This window comes from Dyella japonica, from assembly GCF_040545895.1.
In the GTDB taxonomy this organism is placed as follows: domain Bacteria; phylum Pseudomonadota; class Gammaproteobacteria; order Xanthomonadales; family Rhodanobacteraceae; genus Dyella; species Dyella japonica_D.
Genome location: NZ_JBEPMU010000005.1, coordinates 51,647 through 73,050 on the forward strand (window position 1 = coordinate 51,647; position 21,404 = coordinate 73,050).

At 64.4% G+C, this 21,404-nt stretch carries 13 protein-coding genes; 8 read left to right on the plus strand and 5 right to left on the minus strand.

Annotated features, from left to right (window positions below):
- The first annotated feature begins 716 nt into the window (after positions 1-716).
- On the plus strand, positions 717-2,318 hold the full coding sequence (locus ABIC75_RS16105; RefSeq protein WP_354014908.1) for a tetratricopeptide repeat protein: 1,602 nt from the start codon (positions 717-719) through the stop codon (positions 2,316-2,318).
- Positions 2,319-2,716: 398 nt separating this feature from the next.
- Here the strand turns inward: ABIC75_RS16105 and ABIC75_RS16110 are convergent, their stop codons facing one another.
- A complete protein-coding gene (locus ABIC75_RS16110; RefSeq protein WP_354014909.1) occupies positions 2,717-3,940 on the minus strand; it encodes a sulfotransferase family protein in 1,224 nt (407 codons plus the stop codon).
- A 613-nt stretch (positions 3,941-4,553) separates the two neighbouring features.
- Between ABIC75_RS16110 and ABIC75_RS16115 the strand changes: the two genes are divergently transcribed.
- From ABIC75_RS16115 to ABIC75_RS16130, 4 genes are read left to right on the plus strand one after another with little or no spacing between them, the layout of a single operon-like run.
- Positions 4,554-5,792: a parallel beta-helix domain-containing protein gene (locus tag ABIC75_RS16115; RefSeq protein ID WP_354014910.1), complete on the plus strand. Its 1,239-nt coding sequence runs from the start codon at positions 4,554-4,556 to the stop codon at positions 5,790-5,792.
- Positions 5,793-5,803: 11 nt separating this feature from the next.
- Complete coding sequence (locus ABIC75_RS16120) at positions 5,804-6,949, plus strand: SO2930 family diheme c-type cytochrome (protein WP_354014911.1); 1,146 nt, start codon at positions 5,804-5,806, stop codon at positions 6,947-6,949.
- 58 nt (positions 6,950-7,007) lie between these two features.
- Positions 7,008-9,467, plus strand: a complete 2,460-nt coding sequence (locus ABIC75_RS16125) for a TonB-dependent receptor (protein ID WP_354014912.1) — start codon at positions 7,008-7,010, stop codon at positions 9,465-9,467.
- Positions 9,468-9,483: 16 nt separating this feature from the next.
- A complete protein-coding gene (locus ABIC75_RS16130) occupies positions 9,484-10,896 on the plus strand; it encodes a coniferyl aldehyde dehydrogenase (RefSeq protein ID WP_354014913.1) in 1,413 nt (470 codons plus the stop codon).
- A 117-nt stretch (positions 10,897-11,013) separates the two neighbouring features.
- Here ABIC75_RS16130 and ABIC75_RS16135 read toward each other — a convergent pair whose 3' ends face one another.
- Positions 11,014-12,453, minus strand: a complete 1,440-nt coding sequence (locus ABIC75_RS16135) for an OmpP1/FadL family transporter (RefSeq protein ID WP_354014914.1) — start codon at positions 12,451-12,453, stop codon at positions 11,014-11,016.
- A 323-nt stretch (positions 12,454-12,776) separates the two neighbouring features.
- On the opposite strand from ABIC75_RS16135, the gene ABIC75_RS16140 reads away from it, so the two are divergent.
- Both ABIC75_RS16140 and ABIC75_RS16145 read left to right on the plus strand, forming a co-directional pair.
- Entirely contained in the window at positions 12,777-13,073 is a 297-nt protein-coding gene (locus tag ABIC75_RS16140) for a YcgL domain-containing protein (RefSeq protein ID WP_354014915.1), read from the plus strand.
- A gap of 71 nt (positions 13,074-13,144) precedes the next feature.
- Complete coding sequence (locus ABIC75_RS16145) at positions 13,145-16,612, plus strand: ankyrin repeat domain-containing protein (protein ID WP_354014916.1); 3,468 nt, start codon at positions 13,145-13,147, stop codon at positions 16,610-16,612.
- Here ABIC75_RS16145 and ABIC75_RS16150 read toward each other — a convergent pair.
- The 3 genes from ABIC75_RS16150 to ABIC75_RS16160 all read right to left on the minus strand — a co-directional run bounded on the left by ABIC75_RS16150 (position 16,531) and on the right by ABIC75_RS16160 (position 20,685).
- Complete coding sequence (locus tag ABIC75_RS16150; protein WP_354014917.1) at positions 16,531-17,700, minus strand: glycosyltransferase family 9 protein; 1,170 nt, start codon at positions 17,698-17,700, stop codon at positions 16,531-16,533. The genes ABIC75_RS16145 and ABIC75_RS16150 overlap by 82 nt on opposite strands.
- 165 nt (positions 17,701-17,865) lie before the next feature.
- On the minus strand, positions 17,866-19,710 hold the full coding sequence (locus ABIC75_RS16155; RefSeq protein ID WP_354014918.1) for a monovalent cation:proton antiporter-2 (CPA2) family protein: 1,845 nt from the start codon (positions 19,708-19,710) through the stop codon (positions 17,866-17,868).
- A 90-nt stretch (positions 19,711-19,800) separates the two neighbouring features.
- Positions 19,801-20,685 (minus strand): LysR substrate-binding domain-containing protein, encoded by an 885-nt coding sequence (locus ABIC75_RS16160; protein ID WP_354014919.1) that lies wholly within the window; start codon positions 20,683-20,685, stop codon positions 19,801-19,803.
- A gap of 165 nt (positions 20,686-20,850) precedes the next feature.
- On the opposite strand from ABIC75_RS16160, the gene ABIC75_RS16165 reads away from it, so the two are divergent.
- Positions 20,851-21,387, plus strand: coding sequence for a DUF4865 family protein (locus ABIC75_RS16165; RefSeq protein ID WP_354015294.1), 537 nt, complete (start codon positions 20,851-20,853; stop codon positions 21,385-21,387).
- The last annotated feature ends 17 nt before the right edge of the window (positions 21,388-21,404 follow it).

A 21,404-nucleotide genomic window follows, 5' to 3' on the forward strand; every position in this document is an offset into this window, starting at 1 on the left:
GATATAACGTGGACCTCGCCAGCCCCATTCCCTGCGTTTGCAAACCGGCTTGTTGGGTTCGTTGCGCCGGTGAGTGCGGCTGCCAAGCCTGCTCAGTTCAGTTCACAACGTTCTGCGAGGCTTCTGGCCGCCTGACCGCACTGGTGCCGACCTCACAGGCGGAAGAAGAAGCACTCTATGCTTACAGGCACCCGGGAGGCACCGAACCGCCAACGATCATTCGACGCCGCAAGTTTGACGGCCGATAAAGGCGCAGGGGTGGCGGTACCGTAATGCCGATCTGGATATGAGTGAAGGGGACCCATGACTGATAGTCGGACCGCAAGCCTGTTCTTTCTTTGCTTCGGTCTTATTTGGCTGGTAATTGGAGTGCGCGCCGTGCTTACCCGTCAGGCGGTCTCACGGTCAAAGGGTGGCCGCATTACACGATCTTCCGGTAGGGACGCTGTAGCGAGTGGTGTCCTTAGCATCCTGATAGGTGTCGCGGCCTTGATGATCAGCATCGTCAATTTGTTTTGACTTCGGGCTATCAACGAGAGGCCCGCTTTCGAACCAAGCGGACAACTTTTGAGATCTGAACCCGGGCAGATCTGAATCCTTTGGATCATTACTAACAAGCGCGCCAGGCTATAGCTTGCCGACCTTGCAAGACGATCAGCGACGGCAGCTGCTTGCACGACATCGTTATCTTGGCTTTCATCTCAAGGGGGAGATACATGAACCACACGGATGTCCGTAATAAAGACGCGTCAAATCAGAAGGGCAACGTCCCACGGCGGACCGTGCTCTTGGCAACACTGCTTGCGGTCGTCGCCATCCCGTTTGCAGCCTCTCGGCTGATTACACCTCACGGTGGCCCGGCACCTGGCGGTCAGCCTCAACAAGAGGACTCATTAAGATACGCCGCCTTCCTTGATGCTGTTACCAAGGCAGACGCGACGACGGACCCGCTGCAGCGCTGCCTAGCCTATCCGGATTTGCCGGGAAGCCACTGGAACACTGAAACCACGCGTGCGTATTGTGAGCTGCGAGCCCGGAAGACCATACGACTTTCGGAGATAGACGAGCTGCTCAAGAAGGGGCGCGCAGCGGAGGTTGATCACGCCTTCCGGGACTATCTGGATGAGCAGCTGAAGCGACCGGGTCATCCCGGTCTTCTCGACATTGCCTTCGCCAACGCGGGCTTCTACAAAACTTCAGGCGAGACCCGCAGGGTTATCGATGCGTGGAAGCAGCAGGATCCGGGAAGCGCTTTTGCCATGGCTGCCAGCGGTGTCCAGTACGTGGATGCCGCTCAGGCCGTCCGCGGCGACGACTCGGCGGCCCACGTTGGCGAGCAACAAATGACCGACATGCGTCGTCTACTTATGCTAGCCCGCGAGGACTTGGATGGCGCAGTAGCAGCCGTTCCTGAGATGACGGCAGTTTACGGATCAATGATCCATCTTGGTGGCCTTACGGGCGATCGAAAATACCAGCAACAAGCTGCCGCATCAGGCCTGAGGGTTGATCCATACAACTTCAGTATCCGGATCCAGATGATGAACCAGGCACAGCCGCAATGGGGGCGGCGGTTTGGAGGCTTGGCACAACAACAGGAGAACGACGAGGCCGATGCCTCGCACAATCCACTGCTGCGCATGGTGGCGCAAAACCCTCAGGTGTACCGGGCATATTGCGACTGCAGCGCCAATGAAACGCATCGCCGCGTGGAGCACGCCATCGACCGGAATCTCAGTTCGGGCAACCTGGTCAACCTCGCGGGATCCGTTTACGGCACCGACCCTCGAATGGCGGTTGAGATCTACTCCGAAGCTCTCCGCTTTGATCCGACCGAGGTCGACGCGTTGCGGTGGCGGTCCCAGCTGATGATTAAACTGGGTGACAAGCAGGGTGCCATTGATGCCGTCGCGGCGGCTTCTAGCCGATTTCAGGAAAACAGTGCCATTGCCACGTTGGTAGCGAATATCTATCGACAGGCAGGCCGTATCCAAGAGTCAGAGGAAACCTATCTCGCCGTGATCGAGCGGTACCCGGAAGCCTTGCCGGCGATGTCCGAGCTGGGCGACTTGTACAACCATGAAGCGCACCAGCCGGAAAAGGCGAAAGCACTGGCCGATACCTTGATCGCGCAGCACCCGGAGTATCCGGAGGGCTACGTCGTGCGAGCATGCTACTTGATGGACCACGATTTGCCGGGTCGCTACGAAACGATCCACTACTTTATCGATCACTATGGGAATCAGCCGAGGTTCCAGAAACCCGTCGCCCAAATGCAGACCTACCTCGCCAGGCATCCCGAGCCGAAGGGTGCCTAGAGCAAGCCCGAAAGGGAAAGAGTGCTTATCTAAAAGGAGCACGTTGTCGGGAAAACACGCTGACCCGTCTTTGTGATCCGAATTCGGCGGCTCCATCGGTGCTGCCGAATTCGTCATGATCAGGGCCATCAATTCCGCTCGTGGAGAGCTGATAGAGACACGCTCTTGGAGCTGCATGAATGAGCGAAGGAAACATGTCCGTTTGTTTCCCTGCACTCCTGCACGTCGTGCCACACGCGTTCAGGTGCGGCAACATGATTCTTTTGTTGCGCACCAGAAAGAGGTCGGAAGGCCTGGACTCTTATGGGCTTCGTATTTCCGAAGCGCCCATTGAAGTCCCGCCGACGTGCCGAAACTGCTCTGACTGCGAGGGCCAGCTTGCAGCGCTCGGTTGCTCGTTACGGCCTCTGATACACGGAAAGAAAGCGGACCCAGCGTGCCCTGAGGCGATCGACCAACCAGCCAGCGTGTGTGCGGATTTGCAGCAGTTGTCGGCGCAACGCAGGTGGCGGTGCCAACGGATAGCCGAGCTTTTCCGCGTCGTCGGCCAGCATCGCGCTCAGTCGCTCGCGGTCGCGCGCAGTGAGCGAACTGAACTCGGTATCCGCCGAACGGCGCTCCAATTTCCCGGCCATCTTGCCGCTGTCAAACGAGCTATTGCTCGGGGTGGGAATGCCGTTCGCAGTTGGTTGGGTCATGATGGGCAGCGGCTGGATGCCCAGAAAAGAGGCGATCCGGTCGACGCCGCCCGCAGTGTCCTCCAGCAGGTCCTCATAGCGAACGAGCAGGTACGAGTCCGACGCAGGTTGAAAGGAGCGACTGGCCGCTTCCCGATACGACAAACGCATCTGACGCAGGATTCGAGTCTCTTCGCTCGATGGAAGCCCGGCATTTCGCAGGGCCTGACAGCTCGACGCATAGACCGCGAAAGGATGGCGGACGACGTGGAGCATTCTTGCCTGGGGAAATTCGGCCATCAGGCGCGCCAGGAAGCGCTCGTTGGTCGGCGTTTTCTCGACCCACCGCTGCAGGAGCGATTCGGCGTGAAGCCCTGTCGTGCCATGCGCGTACGCAAGCGCAATCGCCACCAGCGGCCAGGATGTCGTGCGAGGTCCGAGCCGCGTGCTGACCAGGGGCCACCAGGCTTGCAAGGCGCGGGCAAATTCAACGTATGGCGAGCCTTCCGTCGACGAACGGCCAAGCAGCCAGTAGGGCTGCTGGTTGATGGGGTTGGCGAGCCTTCGCAACCATTCGCAGCCGAGGAATGGCAGCCAGCTATCCGGCGCGAGCCGCTTCAGATGCCACGCGAAATTCGTGAGCATGGTGCCTTCGGCGGGAAGCACCGAGAGGGCCGGATGATGATCGAGCAGATCGCGTACCAGCGTCGTGCCGCTTCGGTGAGCACCGAAAACAAACACGGGCCGATCCGCGATGGCGAACGCCCGCTCGATCTCGCCCATTGTGAGCATCAGTGGACCGGCCGACTCGGCAACGGACCACACCGCATGAGACCAGGCGATGGCTGCCTGACGCACGGCGCCCAGATTCGTGACGCGCGGCCTTTGCAGCTGCTGATCGAGCTGCGCCTCGAGATCGACGATATTCAAGAGGTCACGGCTCATGTCACGCGCTCTGCGAGCTGCGTGGAGCCAACGCTTCAGAGGCGTTCCTTTGCGCCAAAGTCTTGTCCTGAGAGGGCGCGTGAATCGGCAAAGCGACGTGCATGTGGGTAAGCGGTGGACAGGGCTTGCCCTGTTCCCGCGGTTTGCCTTCGCCATTCAAGGCGCAAGCACGGCCAACCTGAATCTTCAGCATGTCTAAGAGGCCCCAGTGGTCGGCATGGGATAGGCTGCAACGACACCTGCGCAGGGTGCCGGCACCCTGGCCGCCGTCTCGATGTCGAATCTTCACGTGAGTGCACCCATGCCACTCTTTGGTTGCCCTGCGCAATGAAGGTCGGAAGGAGAGCCGCGCCTGCGGTCGCAAATCGGCATAGCTCGAACTCCATGCGGCAACGTGTGCGGATTCACCAGCGTCGGCCAGATGCACACAAGCGACGACGCTCTGGTCAAACCCGTTACCTGAAACGGACCTTCACAATCCGACGACATTCAAACGATCGTCACACTGGCCGATTTACCCCCCTTCGACGTCCGTTCTGCCCTCCCTTGTGCGCTGCGGTTTCCGGGACAGTGGGATGTCACGCAGCCAGCGCTCCTGGGGAGGAAAGCGATCATGCGCAAGACCCTATTGTTTCTCGCACTGCCATTGGCCCTGGCGGCCTGCCATCACGAAGAACAGGCGGCGCAGAGCAGCGGCGATGCCTCGTTCGAGGCCAAGCTGCAACAGCAGTTGCTGGACGCCAAGCCGGGCAGCGTCATCGACATTCCCGCGGGTATCTACCATCTGCAGCGAGGCCTGAGTCTGCGCACCGACGGCGTCACCATCAAGGGCGCGGGCATGGACAAGACCGTGCTGTCGTTCAAGGGCCAACTGGTGGGGCCCGAAGGCCTGCTGGTGAACGCGAACGACTTCACCATCGAGAACCTCGCGCTGGAAGACACCAAGGGCGACGCGCTCAAGATCAACCAGGGCAAGAACATCACCATCCGCGGCGTGCGCGTGGAATGGACGGGCGGGCCCAAGACCACCAACGGTGCGTACGGCCTGTATCCGGTGAAGACGCAGAACGTGCTGGTGGAAGACTCCGTGGTCATTGGTGCCTCCGATGCCGGCATCTATGTGGGCCAGTCCAACAACATCGTGGTGCGCCGCAACCGCGCCGAGTACAACGTGGCCGGCATCGAGATCGAAAACTCGGTGAACGCAGACGTGTACGAGAACACCGCCACCAACAACACCGGCGGCATCCTGGTGTTCAACATGCCCAACCTCTCGCAGGCTGGGCACAGCACGCGCGTGTTCAAGAACAAGACGATCGGCAACAACACCGACAACTTCGCCGCCAAGGGCGCGGCGGTGGCCAGCGTGCCGCGTGGTTCGGGCGTCGTGGTCAACTCCAACGACAAGGTGGAGATTTTCGACAACGACATTGCCGACAACCAGACGGCGAACGTCATCATCTCCAGCTACTTCTCCACCAACTACTACAACACCAAGGGCGTGGCGGCCGACTACAACCCGTATCCCAAGGGCATCTTCATCTACGACAACCGCTTCAAGGGCGGCGGCGATTCGCCGGACGGTCTGAAGCTGAAAACGCTTAAGACCGCGGTGTTCGGCCTCAACGGCAAGTTCCCGGACATCCTGTGGGATGGCTATGTGGATGAGACGAAGCTGGTGAACGGCCTGCCGCCCGACAGCGATCGCTTCTGCATCCAGAACGGCGACGTGGGCGTGATCAACGCCGACGGCCCGCACGACTACAAGAATCCCAGCACCGACACCAAGCCGTACCAGTGCACGCTGCCCAAGCTGCCGCCGGTTGTGCTCGATCCGGAACCGAAGGCCTGAGGTTGCAGCAGATGATGACGTGGTTCGTGCGTGCCGGCATGGTGCTGGCATTGATGCTCGTGGCTGCCTGCCACCGCGGTCTCGACCCGGTGGCCTTCCACGCCGATGGACGTCCGCAAAAACTCAGCGACTGGCACGTGGTGGAAGTGCGCGACGGCAAGCTCGTGGTCAACGAAGGCGTGGTGCCCTACGACCTCAACACGCCCTTGTTCACCGATTACGCGCACAAGCTGCGCACGATCTGGATGCCCAAGGGCGTATCGGCCAAGTACGACCCGACCGACACCTTCGATTTCCCGGTCGGCACCATCATCAGCAAGACCTTCTATTACCCGCGCGCTGCGAACGGCAAGTTCACCGACGTGGCGCGTACATACGACAGCTCGCGCGACTTTGCCGGTGAAGGCCTGGATCTTTCGCATGTGCATCTGATCGAGACGCGCATCCTGGTGCGACGCGAATCGGGCTGGTCGGCCATTCCCTATGTATGGAAGGACGACCAGAGCGACGCACAGATCGCACGCACCGGCGCGGTGATTCCACTCACGCTGGTTGCCGACAGCGACGCGCGCGAAGACTTCAACTACGTGGTGCCCGACGAAAGCCAGTGCGCCAGCTGCCATGCGCAGGACTGGGTCACGCGCAAGGTCCATCCCATCGGGCCAAAGGCGCGCCACCTCAATCGCGATTACCACTACGCGACGGGCGAGGAGAACGAACTCGCGCACTTGATAAAGGTGGGTTACCTCAGCGGCGCACCGGCACCGGCCGACGCACCACGCAACGCCAACTGGATGGACGAGCACGCCTCGCTCGACGCACGCGCGCGGGCGTATCTCGACATCAACTGCGGGCACTGCCACAACCCGAAAGGCGCGGCCAACACCACCGCCCTGACGCTGGATGTGAGCGCGCCCGAAGACCGCCATCTCGGCATCTGCAAGCCACCGGTCGCCGCAGGGCGAGGCACGGGCGATCATCTGTTCGATGTCGTGCCCGGCTCGCCCGACGAATCCATCCTGCCCTATCGGATGGATTCGGCCGACCCGGGCGTGATGATGCCGGAACTGGGCCGAAGCACAGTGCACCGTGAGGGCGTTGCACTGATCAAGGCGTGGATTGCGGCGCAGTCGGGGGGCTGCGTCGCGATCCATTGAGTAGCAGCGCCGCGGCCTTCGGGCCGCGGCCTTTTCATATCGAGGGGAGACTGTGCTGATGAACATGCGTCTGCGTCCGTTGTCCGTTTGCCTGCATCGCCTGCTGATCGGCGGCACTCTGATGCTTGGTTCCTTGCCTGCTGACGTCTGGGCAAGCGATGACGGCGCGCCGCCGCAGGACGCCGGCAACACCCAGAAAACCGGCACCAGCGCCGATCCGGAAAAGGCCAAGCTGCTCGGCAACATCACGGTGACGGCGCAGAGCCGCTCGCAGGAAGTGCAGTCGGTGCCGATTCCGCTGCAGATCGTGACGGCGAAGGAAATCGACACGCTGGCCGCGACCGATCTCAGCAAGATGGACATCTTCGTGCCCGGCTTGGTCATCAACGCCGCACAGCCCACGCAGCCCACCTATGAGCTGCGCGGCATCGCCACCAGCAACTTCGGCATCGGCACCGAGTCGGCGGTGGGCGTATACGTCAACGGCGTCTACGCCGCGCGTTCAGGCGGCTCGCTGCTGGCCTTCAACGACATCGCGCGCATCGAAGTGCTGAAGGGCCCGCAAGGTACCTTGTTCGGCCGCAACGCGGCCGCGGGCGCGATTTCCATCGTCACCAACGAACCGACCGACAAGTTCGAGGGCAATGCGCGCGTACGCGTGGGCAACGACGGCCGCAAGTACGCCGATGCGCTGGTGAACATTCCCATCAACAAGGACATGGCGCTGCGCCTGAGCGTGCTGGACAACCAGAGCGACGGCTGGATCAAGGACGCCGCCACCGGCAAGCGCTACGGCGGCGACAACGAATGGGGCTCGCGCGCCGTGTTCCGTTGGAACGTCACCGACAACACGCGCGTGCTGCTGTCCTGGGATCACGAAAAGCTCAACCAGGCGCCCGAACCCGCCATTGGCTTGATTCCGCTGTCGAACGACACGAACGAACGCGCACCCTATCCGGCCGATCCGGCCACGTATCTCAACCCGCTGCATGCGCCGCTGTACAACGACGCCATCGGCGGGCGCGAGTCGCGGCGCTTCGACGGCGCCACGTTGCAGATCGATCACTCCTTCGGCTGGGGCGATCTGGTGTCCACCACCGCGTGGCGCGGTTTCGACACGTTCAACCTGGGCGACTACGACGGTACCAACCACGTCGTTACTTATCTCGACACAGCCAACATCGAGCACAACAACAGCTGGTACCAGGAGTTCAAGCTCTCGGGCAACAACGACCGGATGGATTGGGTGGCGGGCGTGAGCTACTACCAGGAGCAGGCACGCCAGACCAGCCAGACCAACATCAATACCGACAGTCTCGACACGCTGGCGCTGAACGTTCTTCAGCAGCCGGTGCCTCCACTCGCCTACATCAGCAGCATGCTGGCCGCGGCCGGGTTGCCCTTCTCGCTGCTGGGCGATCCGTGGCATGAAGCGATCAGCAACGATGGCAACTTCAAGGCGTATGCGGCGTTCGGCGACGTGATCTGGCACGTGACCGACAAGTTCGATGTCACCACCGGCCTGCGTTATACGCGCGACGAGAAGGATTTCAGCTGGTACAACATGCCGCGCAGCGCGCCGGCATTCGACGCCACCGTCGCGGGCCTGTATGGACTGGGCATTCTGCCACCCGGCACGCTGGACCAGTTTCAGCAGAATGTGATCTTCACCAGCGCCATTGGTACGCCGGTGTACGCCAGCAACACCTGGAACAACTGGAGCCCGCGCGTGGTGGCGAGCTACAAGTTCACGCCGGACGTGATGGGCTACGTCTCCATCACCAAGGGCTACAAGGCGGGTGGCTACAACAGCGTGCAGGTCGGCTCCACGTTCCAGCCGGAAAAGGTGATCAACTACGAAGGCGGCATCAAGAGCCTGTTCCCGGACCAGAACCTGCTGCTCAACGGCTCGGTGTATTACTACCGCTACGACAACATGCAGTCGCTGGCGCTCGATCCGAACAGCCCCGCCACGGGCTTGCCGATCTACGTGGTCAACAGCAGCAACCAGGAAGCGAAGGGCCTGGAGCTGCAGGCGCAGTGGCAACCGATCGACGGCTTCCGCGTGAACTTCATGGGCGCTTATATCGATTCGAAGTATCGCAACGCGATGGCGCCAGACGGCGTGGACCTGAGCGGCCAGCCCACCGGCGCGCCGTACTTCTCCGGCGCGCTCTCGCTGTCCTACACTGTGCACGGTGTGGCCAACGGCGACCTGGAATTCGACCTGGCGCAGGCCTATCGCGGCGCCACGCGTTGCAACGACGACTCGCAGTATCAGGGCGCGTGCAACGTGAGTCCGAATTTCAAGATCGGCAGCAGCCAGCAGCGTACGGACGCGCGCATCGATTGGCACGCGCCAGGCGATCGCTGGGGCGTGGCGTTGTACGGCAACAATGTCTTCAACAAGCGTTACGTGACCGGCGTGAACAACATCAGCACTTCGGTGTTCGGCACGCCGTTCGCCTCCATCTCGCCGCCCCGCATGTGGGGCCTGGAACTGCGCGCGAAGTTCTGACCCGGAAGGCATGACCATGAAAGAGCCCAGCCCGTCGTTGCATTCCATCCTGCTGCGCATGCGCGAGGCGCAGGCGCGCGATCCGTTGCCGCCGTGGGACGTTCGCGCCACGCGCCTGCGCACGCTGGAGAAGATGCTCAACGAACAACGGGTGCCGTTCGCCGAGGCCATCGACGCGGACTTCGGCCATCGCCCGCAGGAGGAAACGGAGTTGCTGGAGCTTTATCCCAGCCTCTCCAACCTCAAGCACTCGCTGAAGCGCGGCCGCCGCTGGATGCGTCCGCGCGGCAAGCTGGCGAACCTGGTGTTCCTGCCCGCGCGCACTACGCTCATGCCGCAGCCGCGCGGCGTGGTAGGCATCATCGTGCCGTGGAACTATCCACTGTTCCTGGCGGTGGGTCCGCTGATCGATGCGCTCACGGCGGGCAATCGCGTGATGCTGAAGATGAGCGAATTCACGCCGCGCTTCTCGGCCTTGTTCGCCGAACAGGTGGCGCGTTATTTCTCCTCCGACGAAGTCGTGGTGGTCACTGGCGATGCCGACGTGGCGCAGGCGTTCTCGGCGCTGCCGTTCGACCATTTGCTGTTTACCGGCTCCACCGCTGTTGGCCACCACGTGATGCGCGCAGCAGCGGCGAATCTCACGCCGGTCACGCTGGAACTGGGCGGCAAGTCGCCGGCCATCGTGGGGCCCGGCGCGCGGCTGGACCATGCCGTGGAACGCATCGTGTTCGGCAAGCTGGTGAATGCGGGGCAGACCTGCATCGCACCGGACTACGTGCTGGTGCCGCGTGCGCAGATGGCGCAATTCGTCAGCGCCGCGCGCGACATGGTGGGCAAGCTGTACCCGAACCTGCGGTTGCAGCAGCAGTATTCCTCCATCGTGTCCGATCGCCAGTACGAGCGACTCGCGAAGCTGCGCGACGAAGCCGTGGCCGCGGGCGCCACGCTCGAACCCATGAGCGACGCCCACGACATTCCTGCTAAGCGCCTGCTGGCGCCGGTGATGCTCACCAACGTCAACGACACCATGGCGGTAATGCAGGACGAGATCTTCGGCCCACTCTTGCCGGTGCTGCCGTACGACTCGCTGGATGAGGCGATCGGCTACGTGGCCAATCATCCGCAACCGCTCGCGCTCTATCTGTTCGAGCAGAACCGCTCGACCATCGACGAGGTGCTGACACGCACGCATGCCGGCGGCGTCACCGTGAACGACACGCTCTATCACATCGCCCAGCACGGCTTGCCGTTCGGCGGCGTCGGGCCGTCGGGCATTGGCGGTTATCACGGCGAAGCGGGCTTCCGCACGTTCTCGCACATGAAGCCGATCTTCCGGCAGGCGCGATTGAACGGCACCGGCATGCTCAACCCGCCGTATGGCGCGCAGTTCAAGCGCATGCTGAAACTGTTGATGCGCGTGGGCTGAAGCGGTCGCCTTGCCGTGGCGCACGTGATGCGCTCCTGTACCAACATCGGCCCATAAAAAAACTCCCCGCTTTCGCGGGGAGTTTTTCGTTCAAGCGTCTGTCGCGATGAACCGCAATTAGAACTTGTACTGCGCCGACAGGCTCAGCAGGTTGCCGTAGTCGTCCGACTCGCCGGTGATCACGTCACCGGTGGCGCTGCTCGCGTTGATACGTGCACTGTTGACGAAGATGTGCGCGTACGAGGCGTTCAGCACAAAGCGCTCGTTGACCTTGTAGCCGACGCCGAACGAGACCAGCTGACGGGTGCCATCGGGCACGCGCGGATCGCGGGTCGCGGTGATGGTCGGCGTGGTGTCGAGCGCCAGGCCGCCGCGCACCGTGAGCTTGTCATTGACGTAGTACTCGCCGCCCAGGGAGACGTACCAGCTGTTGCGCCAGTTGAACGGCTCCGTGGTGGTCGGCTGCGCCGGGTTGGCGTAGTACACGTTCAAGTTCTTGAACACGTCCCACTTGGTCCAGGCCACGTCGGCGCCGATGCCGAACTTCTCTTCCTGGTGCCAGTAGCTGGCGGTCGCCACGGCAGGCGTGGTGAACGGCGCAGTACCGTCGGTGTGAGTGAACGGCACGCCGCCCGCACCGGCCAGCAGCGCGGCCACGGTCGGGTTGCTCAGCACGGCCTGCACGTTCGCCGGCACGGTGAAGTTGGCGGTGCCTTCGAGCGTGTGCGAGATCTTGGAGCGGTAGTTCAGCGCGAACTTGTCGTTCGGCGTCACGCGCCACAGCATGCCGACCTGCCAGCCGTAGGCCCAGTCGTCACCCTTGATGCGGGCGACGCCATCCGAACCCGGCGGCACGATGGCGCCCACCTGCTGTGCCAGTGCAGCGCCTGCTGCCGGCGGAATCGCACCGCCAGCCACAGCCTGCTGGACGAGGCCCAGGCCAACGGCGTTGTAGTTGATGGCGGAGGTCAGCTCGGCCGAGGTCTTCTGCGCGATACCGCTGACGCCCAGCGCGAAGGTGTCGGTCACGTCGTAGGACACCGACAGCGTGCCGTCCAGCGATTCGAACTTGGACTTGAGCGCGTTGTAGCGGCCCATCCAGTTGTGGTCGTACTCGGTCTGGAAGCCGAACGGCACGGTGAAGCCCGCGCCCACGTGCCACTTGTCACCCAGCTGGGTGGCGAAGAAGAAAGCCGGAACCGGCATGGTGGTGCCGGCGTCGCCGCCGTTGCCGCCGCTGATCGGGCGACCCAGCGCGTCGTGCGCGGAACCACTGAAGGTGGTGCCGAAATTGATGGCGGTCACGTCGGCCTGGAAGTACGTGCCCTTCAGGTCGCTCATGGCGGCCGGGTTGTTGGCCACCACCGACACGTCGCCACCAGCCGTGGCGGAACCGGCGTAGGCGCGGCCCATCGCGGCGGCGCTGTCTTCATGCAGCTGGAACGCGCTCGCATGGGCGCGCTGCGGTGCAGCAAGCGTGCCAAGGATCGCCAGGCTCAGCGCAGCGAGCGTGAGCGGACGACCCGCACGTGAAAATTGACGGTATGACATCTGCATCAGCAATGCTCCTGCTTATCGTTGATCTGGCTCGGGTAGTAGCAGGGGGCTTGACGTCCACGCCCTGTTTTTCATACGCGCGTTTGACACCCCCGGCCGGCACTGTGCCGACACAACGCAAGCTTTACAAGTGCGCTTGCAGCAAAATTCCCCGTGAATTACCGGCTCATCCGCTCTGTTCGTCGCCGATTGACGAAGATAGGGGGTGTAACGCAGCTGGCACAGGTGCTGCGCGGAAAATCGCGATGCAGGCGCCAGCGGTGCTAACCTTTCAGACCGCGCCTGCGGGTGCGCCCTTCCCATGATTGCCGACGGGTGCCGCCATGCACTGTTTTGTCTATGCCAGCCAGCGCAAGCCCGATACCTATTTGTGGCTCGGTCGCCGCGACGACTTCGAATGCATTCCCGAATCGCTCGCCCTGATGCTGGGCGACCTGCACTACGTGCTCGAGGTCGAACTGACCGGCGAACGCAAGCTGCCCCACGAAGACGCCACGCAGGTGCTCAAGCATCTGGAGGCGCAAGGCTGGCATCTGCAACTGCCGCCGAACGAAACATTGGCCACGGCCAATCATCCTGTCTACAACAGCGCGCCGCTCGATCCGCATCGCGATCGCTGAAGTCCATCAAGCCGAAGCCGTTAACACGGGATTACCTTCTGGCTTTGTCACGATTCCTATACTCCGCGCTTATGGCCTACTCAAAAACGCGTCGCCCACCTCCGTTTCTGCAAGCCCTCGCCTGGTTCGTTCCTGGTTTGGTCGCCGCCGCCATCGCGGCCTTCGGTGCCCATCCGCTGGCGCTGATCCCCTTGCTGGTCGCCAACGCGCTGACCATGGCGGCGGTATGCCACGCGATCGGGTTTGATCCGGAACCGCGTTTTGGCCGCACCGTGCTGCGCCGAGGCGCCGCGTATCTGGTGATGTTCACCGGCTATGTGGTGTTGGTGTTTTTGCTGGTGGCCTGGCCGATGCTCAAGCTCAACCAGTCGCCCAGCCTGGGCGCGGCGTTGATGCTGGCCGGGGCGCTGGTCGTCGCGCTGGGGGCGTTGTGGCGCATGTGGCCGGCGTTCGGACTGGTGTATGTGTGGGACGACGCCTATCCCGCGCAAAGCGACGGCTCGTGGATTTTCACCGCCACCGTGCGCAGCCTCGCCTTCGGTCGCCATCTCTCGCGCGAAGAACGCTTCTTCACCCACTTCCTGCCCTCGGCGCTGTCGCTGCTGGCGCTGGCCTTCATCGCCATTGCGCTTACCGGCCTCTACGGCGTGCTGCCTTCCGAACTGCGCACGGCGGCGCTGGTGATCTATGGCGTGGTGCTGATGCCGTTGGGCTGCCTGATCATTGCCAACCGCACGCTGCGCGCCTTGCTCTGCGAAAGCCGTCGACCGCTGCGCCAGCCTGCCGCTGGTGTGATGGATGCGCCAGCTGCAGCACCGATTCCGAAGCCCGCGCCCAAGCTCACCGAGCAGGAGCGCACCGCCGGCACGCCCGAACAGGCGCATGGCTTGCTGATGGCCACGCGCGATGGCGACATCGAACGCGCTCTCGCGCTGGTGGAAGCCGGTGCCGATCCGAACACCGCGCCTGCGCCGGGCGATCGCGACCAGCGCCCCGTGTTGATGCTCGCCGCCCTGCTGCCCGATACGCGTCTTCTGCGCGCGCTGATCGCCAAGGGCGCCGACGTCAATCGCGCCAGCGGCGGCCTCACGCCGCTGCTCGCGGCCACGCGTGACAGCTGGCATGGCCGCGCCGAAGCCGTGATGACCCTGCTGGCCAACGGCGCCAGCGCTCTCGCCGCCGACGCGGAAGGCAACACGCCGCTGCATGGCGCGGTGCTCAGTGGCGAAGCCATTGTCGCGGCGATGCTGCTCGATGCCGGCGCTGCCATCAACGCGCTCAACAAGGCCGGGCTCAGTCCGCTTGCGGTGGCCTGCCGCGCGGCCAACTGGCCGGTGGCGAAGTTCCTGCTCGAACACGGCGCCAAGCCCACGCCTGCCGATGGCGAGCCCGCGCTGGTCACGGCCGCGGGCATTCCCGACGACGACGTCGAAGGCGTGAAGCTGTTGCTCAAGCACCGCGCCGCCATCAACGCAGTGGACGCGCGCCATCGCAGTGCCTTGATGGCCGCTTCGGCCGAGGGCCACGAACAGATTGCCCGCGCACTGCGCGCGGCCGGTGCGGACGTGAACCTCACCGACCGCCACGGCAGCACCGCGCTGATGGAAGCCGCACGCGCGGGCGCCGTGGGCATCGTGACGCTGCTGGCCGAAGCGCAACCGGATGCCCGACTGCGCGACAGCCATGGCCGCGATGCACTCACGCTTGCCTGCCAGTCGCCTCAGGCGCATGCCGAAGTGGTGCGCGCCCTGCTCGCCCTGGGCGCCGAACCCAAGACCGCCGGCAGCAACGGCCGCAGCGCACTCGACTATGCCGCCGCCGCCGGACGCTGGGATCTGGTCGCCCTGCTCGATCCGGAAACGCCGCTGCCCGCCAGTCTCAGCATCGATGCGTTGCCCGACGGTGCGGACACGCCCGCCCATCTGCTCGACGCGCTGCGCTTCGGCCACTGGGCCATCGTCTCCACCTTTACCCAGCGCGTGCGCGAATGGCCGCAGTCGCAATTGGCGCAGCTGTATCTGGACCTGGCCGGCGCCGGCCAGAGCGCCGCGCGCCGCTGGCTGCTCGATCACGCGCTCGATCCGGAAGCCCGCCTGCAACCGCAACTGGTGGACGACGCGGAAACCGTTGAAAGCGTCGAGTCGTCGCTGCCGCCGCTGGGCCGTCGCCTGTTCGACGCGCTGCTGCCGCTGTTGCCCGCGGCCACCGAAGCGGTGGAAGACCTGCTCGATGCTGGCGCCACGCCGGCCGGCGCCGGCCTGCTCGCGCAAGCGCTGCTGCGCCTGGAAGACAGCGCGCAAGGCGCGGCCTTGCCGTTGGCGATGCTCGAACGCGGCGCCGATCCGTTTGGTGCCGATGCGCGCGAGCGCACACCCGTGCACCTGGCTGCCACCTACGGACACCAGGCGTTGCTGCAGACGCTGCTGGCGCGCGGCTGCGATCCCAACACGCGCGACATCAGCGGTCGCACGCCCTTGTTCGCTGCATTGGAACATGGCGAGCGTGCGTTGCCACTCGTGCGTTCGCTGGTGGCCCATGGCGCCGATCCGGAAGCCATCGACGCCAACGGCGAAACACCGCTGGGCCTCTCTCTGGAACACGAAGCCATCGAGCGCTGGATGAACTGGGGCGAGTGGACGCGCCCCTCACGCCCGCTGCGCGCCGACGATCTGCCCGCCGCCGCCAAGGCTGGCGCACTGACCGCCGTCGACCGCCTGCTCGATCTCGGCTTTGCCGTCGACACGCGCGATCACCAAGGCGCCACGGCGTTGCTGCACGCCTGCGGCGCCGGCCAGCGCGACGTGGCTGCGTTGCTGCTCGACAAGGGCGCGGACGCTACGCTCGCCGCCACCAACGGCATGACGCCGCTCGCCGCTGCGGTGAGCGCGCGCCGCGAAGCCTTAGTCGCGCTGCTGCTGCAAAACGGCATCGCCGTCGACCAGCGCCTGCCCGGCGAAGCCACGGCGTTGATGATTGCGGCGGCGATGGGTTATCCCGAGATCGCCGAACAGTTGCTGGATGGCGGCGCCGACGTGAATGCCGTCGACGCGCGCGGTCATGCCGCGCTGCATGCCGCCGCGCAATACGGCTTCGACCATAACGACAGCTTGCGCGCGCGCCGCCTGTTCGACGCCTTGCTCAAGCGCGGCGCCGACGTGGGCGTGGCCGACAAGGAAGGCAAGACACCGCTGCTGCTGTTGCTGGGCGCGCATTTGCGCCCGGGCAGCGAATGCGATCCCACGCACATCGGCGCCCTGGTGCCGGTGCTGCTCGATGCCGGTGCGGTGCTTGAACACGCCGACCAGCGCGGCGTCACCGCACTGCATTCGTGCGCGATGCATGCGCTGCTTGCGCCGGCGCGCGTGCTGCTTGCACGCGGCGCCGATCGCCAGGCGGCGGACGCGTTCGGGCGCACGCCTGCCGACGTGGCGCGCGCCATCGGCTACATCGACATCGCTCACGAACTGGCGGCGCGCAGCGGCTCGGCGATTCCCAGCGTGCGGCAGATGTTGAGGCAACCGGCCCAGCCGGCGGACTGAAGCGCCTCTTCCACCAGGCGACGAGCCATCGACTCGGGGCGTGACGGCAACTGCCGCCACGCCTGTACCACTTCATCCAGTTCGATGCGGTCCACGCTGGGCACGTGCGGCAAGCCGCCGATGGCATGCACGGCGCTGCCGCTCGCGCTGCGCGGCGTCCACATCGACGGCCAGCGATTGCCGAACAACACCACCAGCGGACAACCCACGGCAGCGGCCAGATGCGCCGGCCCGGTATCCACCGACACCATGCTGTGCGCGATGTGCAGCAGCGCGCGCAGATGTCCCAAGGGCAGGCCTTCGCGCGGAACGATCACCTGCGCATGCGCCGCTGCGTCGCCGATGGTGGCCAGATAGCCGGCTTCCGCCGCCGAACCGCACAACAGCACGCATGCCTCCGGCATCGTCTCGACGATGGCGCGGCACAATGCGGCCCATCGCTCCACCGGCCAGGACTTGTCGTCGTCTGCGGGCTTGCGCACGCCGTTCCAGCGCATGGTGCGTTTGTTCGACGGCTGCAGCAGCACCAAGGGACGTCCCTGCAGATGACGGCGCGCCAGCCACAAGTGCGCTTCGCCCAGTTCGATCGCCGTGGGTTCCAGATGGGGCGCGCAGGGCGAGGCATGCGTGTGACACAACGCATCGTGAAAGGCCTTTGGCGTCTGGTCCGCGAAGCGCATCAGCCAGTCCACCCAATGCTCGCCGTGCTGGAGCGGCGAGTCTTCGATGAAGACGCAGTGTTCGGAAGGAATGCCGGCGAGCGCCAGCATGGGACGCACCTTGGTGCGGGTGCGCACGTCCGGCTCGCAAATGTAGAACGGCGACTCGCGCAGTTCGCGCAACGACAGTGCCGTGCGCAGGCGCTGAGGGTTGAACCATAGCGAGCCGTGCTGGCTGTGGATGTGCCGCACTTCGGCGACATCCTCGCTGCCTTCGTACAGCACGCGTGAGCACTCGCCCAGCGACACCAGGCGACACGCACCGCCATAGCGCTGCCGCAACTTGTGCAACAGCGGTTGCAGCAGAATCGTGTCGCCCAAACGTCCGAAACGAATGACGACGGGATGTAGCGGCGCGCGCTGTGCCATGCGAAATCAGGTAGGCGTCGGGCAGGCCCGATCCGTCCGGTGGCCCGTCCCTCGACGACACGACCTTCAGGCGCGTCTATCTTTCCCGATGCGCGGCGAAATGAGTTGCGGATTTGCCGCAAGTTGGCGTGCTGTCAGCACGCAGGAAATCCCGTCAGGTGAACGTCAGCGTGTCACGTCTTCGTCATCTGGCGTGGCATCAGTGGGCTTTTCCAGCTCGCGCGCGGCTTCCGGCGAAGCATCGGCCTGGAACAGTTGCTCCAGGTCGACCAGCGCCTCGCGCGTGGTCTGCACGATGCGCGCATCGTCGTCGTACACCAGGTATTGGCGCTTGAGCAGTTCGGCGTCCTGGCGACGGAAGCGTTCGACGTGGTCAGCCGCCATTTCCGGCGACATGCCCAGCGCTTCCAGTGTCTGGCGCGTCATCTTCAAGCTGGAATAGAGCGTTTCGCGCACGGGCAATTCCACGCCCAGGTCCATCAGGCGCCAGGCATGCTGGCGATTGCGCGCACGCGCGATGATCCTCAGGTTGGGATACATGCGGCGCACCACGCGTGCGGTGCGCAGGCTCGCTTCGGGATCGTCCACCGCCAGCACGAATACCTCGGCCTGGTCGGCCTGCGCCGCGCGTAGCAGTTCGGGGCGCGCCGGATCGCCGTAGAAAATGTCCGTCCAGTTGCCGAAGCGCTGCACCAGGTCGATCTGCTCCACCGAATGGTCGAGCGCGACGAAGGCAATGTTCTGCGCGCGCAGCATGCGAGCCACGATCTGGCCCATGCGTCCGTAGCCGGCGATGATGACGCGCGGCGAATCGGCCACGATGGTGTCGAACTCGCGCTCCTTCTTCACCTGCGACTGATGCAGCAGACGGCCAAGCAGCGTCACCATCAGTGGCGTCAGCGCCATCGAGAGCGTGATGGCCAGCACCTGCAGGCTGTGCTGCTCCGTGGTGATGAGATTCGCCTCGCCGGCGAGCTTGAGCAGCACGAAGGCGAATTCGCCACCGCACGCCAGCAATACCGCCAGGCGCAGCGCATCGCGGCCGCTCAATCCACCCACGATGCGCCCCAGCGGCCACAGCAAGACGCCCTTGATCAACAGCAGGAAAAGCACCAGCAGGGCCACGCGCATCGGCTGGTGGATCAGCAGCGTCAGGTCCATCGACATGCCGACGCTGATGAAGAACAGGCCGAGCAGCAAACCCTTGAACGGTTCGAGATGCGATTCCAGTTCGTGCCGGTATTCGGAGTCGGCCAGCAGCACGCCGGCGAGGAAGGCGCCCAGCGTGGCGGACACGCCCACCATCTCCATCAACCAGGCCGTGCCCATCACCACCAGCAGCGCGGTCGCGGTGGACACTTCCACGTTGTCGGCCTTCGCCACGAAGCGGAACACCGGGCGCAACAGATAGCGGCCACCCACCATCACCGCGACGATGGCGGCCACGGTGCGCAGCACGGCGTACACGTCGAAGCCGTGCTTGGTCGATGCGCTGGCCAGCAGCGGCACCGCGGCGATCAACGGGATGGCGGCCAGATCCTGGAACAGCAGGATGGCGAACGCCTGCCGTCCGTACGACGTACCGGCTTCCTTGCGCTCGGCAAGGATCTGCAAACCAAACGCGGTGGACGACAACGCAAGGCTGCCGCCCACGAGGGTGGCCGCATTCACGGTGAGTCCGAACAGATAGTAGGCCGCCGCGCCGATCACCAGGCTGGTGGCCAGCACCTGCAGCAAGCCCGTGCCGAACACCTGGCGGCGCATCACCCACAGGCGTTGCGGCGAGAGTTCCAGGCCGATGACGAACAGCATCAGCACCACGCCGAATTCGGAGATGGTGGTCACGCCCGAGGTATCGGAGATCAGGCCCAGCTCCTGCGGGCCGATGACGATGCCCGCCAGCAGATAGCCCAGCACGGAGCCCAGCCGGAAGCGCTTGGTCAGCGGTACCGCGATGACGGTTGCCACCAGGAAGACCAGCGCCGTCTGCAGGAAATGGTGGCTATCCACGCGCACGCTCCATTCGGGGGAATCGCATTATTCCACGCAGGCGCCAGCTAAACCGACCCCCATCGCACAACCAGCGAACGCGTCTGCCAATCAGGCGGCGAGCGCAAGCCCCTGCCATTGCTGGGTGATGATCGCAGCAAGTCGCTCCACTGCAGGTGACGACTCCGCTTCCGCGCGATGCAGACACAGGCCCAGCTCACCCAGCGACGGCAAGACCGTTTCGTGCGGCAACAGGGCACGCACGCTGGCGGGCAGGCCGCAAGGCGTGCGCAACGACACGCCCAGACCCGCGGCCACCGCGGCCCATGTCCCCGCCAGGCTGGCGCTGGTGAAGGCGATGCGCCAGGGAATGTTCGCGCGATCGAGCGCCGTGGTGGCTGCGGTGCACATGATGCAGGGCGCTTCCAGCATCACCAGTGGCAGCGGTTCGCCGTCGTCGCGTGGCCATATCGCCCCCGCACCGGCGATCCAGCGCAACGGCACCGTGCCCACGCGCTCGGCATGCGGCATGGTGGCGCCGGCATCCCAGGCCAAGGCCAGATCGAGACGCCCCGACGCCACGCGTTCCAGCAGCTCGGCATTGCGCGCGATGCGCACTTCCACCTTCACGCGCGGATGCGCGCGGGCAAAGCGGCCCAGCACATCGGTGAGCAGGCTCTCGCCGAAATCCTCTTGCAGGCCCAGGCGCACCCAGCCCTCGAGTTCCGCGCCATGCAGGGCGGCCGCGGCCTCGTCGTTGAGCTCCAGCAGGCGGCGCGCGTAGGCGAGCATGGTCTCGCCCGCCTCGGTGAGCGCCATGCCGCGTCCGGATTTGCGCAGCACCGGCGTGCCGGCCTGCTCTTCCAGCTTCTTCAGCTGCGCGCTGACCGCGGACGTCGAACGCCCCAGCCGATCCGCGGCGCGGGCGAAGCTGCCCAGCTCCATGCCCGTCACGAAGGTGCGCAGCACGTCGAGGTCGAAATTGACTCGCCTCATGGCCATCATCCCGCTTTCATGGACTATTGGTTCGATATTTTCCGATTTTCAGGATGATACTGTCCGCCCTACGCTAACTCCCGTCAAGCTTGGAGGCGCCATCGCAACATCGGTGGCGATACCTCCGGGCGAACGGAAAGACGAGGAGGCGCGCTCGTGATCGCGATGCAATACAGCTTCACCCTGCCGGCCGACTACGACATGGCGATCGTGCGCCAGCGCATTGCGGACAAAGGCCACCTGCTCGATCACTTCGAGGGCCTGCTGCTGAAAACCTATCTGCATGCAGAACACGGTTCCGCGTCGGACGAAAACCTGTACGCGCCGTTCTACGTCTGGCGCGACAGCGCCGCGATGCAGCGATTCCTGGGCAGCGAAGGCTTTGCCAATCTGGCGAAGGCATTCGGATGGCCGTCCATTCGCGTGTGGCCGGCGTGGGACGTCTATCTCTCGCCCGAGGCGCGACACGCGCGCTTTGCCACACGTGAGATCGAGTCGATCGCGCCGTACACGGCGCTCGATGCGTTGCGCGAGGAACAGCGCGTGCTGTTGCAACGTGACATCGAACGCGGCGCCGTCGCCGCCGTTAACGCCTTCGAACCCACCACGTGGACGCGCGTGAGCTTCCGCCTGTGGGACGACGCCCTTCCCGCCCAAGCCACCGGCCAGCGTTACCAGGTCGGTCACGTTTCCCAACCCTGATCCCCCGCTGGAGATAT